The sequence below is a fragment of the Hydrogenophaga sp. PML113 genome, assembly GCF_001777155.1.
In the GTDB taxonomy this organism is placed as follows: Bacteria; Pseudomonadota; Gammaproteobacteria; order Burkholderiales; family Burkholderiaceae_C; genus Hydrogenophaga; species Hydrogenophaga borbori.
In genome coordinates, this window is sequence record NZ_MIYM01000034.1 from 1 (window position 1) to 2295 (window position 2295).

General features: G+C 57.3%; 2 protein-coding genes. One reads left to right on the forward strand and one right to left on the reverse strand.

The features are described from left to right. Positions 1-161 precede the first annotated feature (161 nt). Complete coding sequence (locus tag BHU06_RS21875) at positions 162-581, reverse strand: HU family DNA-binding protein (RefSeq protein WP_070401350.1); 420 nt, start codon at positions 579-581, stop codon at positions 162-164. Between the two features lie 188 nt (positions 582-769). On the opposite strand from BHU06_RS21875, the gene BHU06_RS22735 reads away from it, so the two are divergent. Continuing rightward, positions 770-1849, forward strand: a complete 1080-nt coding sequence (locus BHU06_RS22735) for a hypothetical protein (RefSeq protein WP_139147182.1) — start codon at positions 770-772, stop codon at positions 1847-1849. Positions 1850-2295: the final 446 nt, after the last annotated feature.

Below are 2295 nucleotides of genomic sequence, written 5' to 3' on the forward strand. Positions count from 1 at the left end.
AAGAAAGGAGCTAAGACGGAGAGTCCAGACAAGGACTTATCCACAGAACCGGCTGCCGTCAGGTAGCCTTGAGGGTGGGTCAAATTTGAATGATCACGACGGGTCAGTATTGGGTGATCGTCAACAGGGCCTCGAAGCCCCTTTGTCTCTACTCGCGCTTGTTACAGCGCTGCATCTTTGACCTTCTTGAAGAATCGCGCCTTGACCTTCACCGACGCGGGCTTGGCGGCAAACATGCGTTCGACCTTGGTGAAGGGATCGATGCCCTTGCGAGCCTTTTTGGCTGGAACCTGCAGCGCAGTGATCTTAAGCACGCCGGGCCAGGTAAACGCCCCGGCGCCCTTCTTGGCGATCGAGGCATGAATGGTCGCTTCTAGCGAGCTCAGCACTGCTTTCACAGTCTTGGGATCGGTCCCCGAGGTCTGGGCCAAGTGAGCAATCAGGCTGCTCTTGTTGAAGGCTTCTTTGATCGGTTTAAGCGCGGACGCCGGCTTCGCTGTCGCTTTCGACGCTGACCTCGGTGCTGCTTTTTCTGCCTTCGCAGCGCGCTTCTTCGCGGTCGCTTTCTTTGCAGTTGCCATGGATAGACTTCTCCGTGATTTCATTGATACTGTGATGGCTGGTCGGCCCAGCTGCTGCAGTGTAATTTGCAGCCGCACAGTTCAGGCGATCAGATCTGCATTCCGCGCCACTGCTCCAATTTTTTGTGTACGTCAATTCATCCGCGATGGGCTCACCACTCAAGCCATACGATCTCACCACGCCTGAGTTGGCCTATCAGATCGAGTCGTGTCCACCAGACGCGAAGCATGCAGCGCTGCTTTCTCTCTTGCGGAGGGACGAGGCGCTGTCGACTGCCAAGTTGGTGACCAAGAGAGGAGGGGACGGCAGTTATTTCTTGACCAGGCGCAAGGTTGTAGGCCGCGATGGCTCGATCGTGCATGCTGATCACAAAGCATGGCTGCGCGAGCAACTGGCAGCGGATGACGGTGATGCAGCGGTAACGTACTCACGGCTCCGAGCTGGCGAATTCCTGCTCACCCGTTGCGACATCACTCTTCTCTACATCGTTCAGGACCGTGGAAGCGATAGCCCTGCAGACTTTGTCCAGGTCGTAGTGCGCTTGGAAGAGGAGAGGGTGGAGCGTGCGGCGTTTGCAGTGCCTTGGGGACCTATTCACACGCTGTCGGATCTTGAGGAGTTTGTCGAGGGTGCGCCGGTGGAAGAGTCAAAGCGCAAGCTCGTGGGCGATCCAATCTACAGTCTCGACTCCATGGTGAACGTCGAGTCATTCGTGTCTCTTGCCGAGGAATGCGACGCGCGATTGCGCGACTGGCTGCGGCAGCGCAGGTATGAGGTCAGCGACAGCTTCACTCGCCAGCAAGGGGAGAGTCCGCCGAAGGCGGTTCGCACACACGACCAGATGTTCCCTGGTTGGGACAAAGCTGCACCCAAGCAGCGACGCCTCTTCGAAGACTGGAAAAATTCAAGCGCCGGTCGGAGCGGTGCGCGCTTCTGCGAACATTGGGTGTTGAGCCTGTCGGATTGGACAGACCCGAACAACGGGCGGCGGCATCTTTCTCTCGTCCCTATCTGGACCTTCTCGCAGCGGCTGGCTGAGGTTGATGGGAACAAAGGGGATTGCTATGCGCACTTCGGCAGGCTGCAGACAATCGATCGCCGTGTGAAGGTTCCATTCGCTTGGTACTTCTACATGCTGCACGACAATCGTGTGCACGATAGGTCGGGTCGACGAGTCCTTGCTGATGCAGAGTCCGGACTGTTGGTGCTGCCTGAGCATGACTATCGTGTGCTGAAATCTTGGAGTGAGGAGCCCTATGGGTTCTGAGGATCCGCATGCATCTGGATTTCTGGTCGCGCAAGCTCCAGCTGCTCTGAATAAGCGGTTGAGGGATCATCTACCTGTCGCTGAAGCGTGCGCCAGAAGAAACGTGGAGCGAGCGCAGCCGTTCGTCCATAAGGTCGCGAGGGAGACTGTCGGGCTACTCGACTCGGCTCTCGAAGCTGGACCCAGTAGGGTGTCAAAGGTCATGATGCTCCGTCATGTCGCGAGCGCGTGGTCGGGCGCCGTCACACCGTACTCTGCCTGCCGCAATGGCTGCGCGCACTGCTGCCATATCGCCGTTACCGTGCCTGAAGTTGAGGCAGGGGTCTCCTCGTTTTCAGTGCAATAAGTGACGGTACGAAAAGCTAGCACTGGCGCGGAGGTGGTGTTGGTAGATCGTTGATTTCATTGACTTTCCTGTTCACTTTCAAATCTGCGATTCGTGGCGT

Bases quoted from the DNA above. Each gene is read 5' to 3' on its own strand.
- BHU06_RS21875 (WP_070401350.1), bottom strand. From the start codon at position 581: ATGGCAACTGCAAAGAAAGCGACCGCGAAGAAGCGCGCTGCGAAGGCA.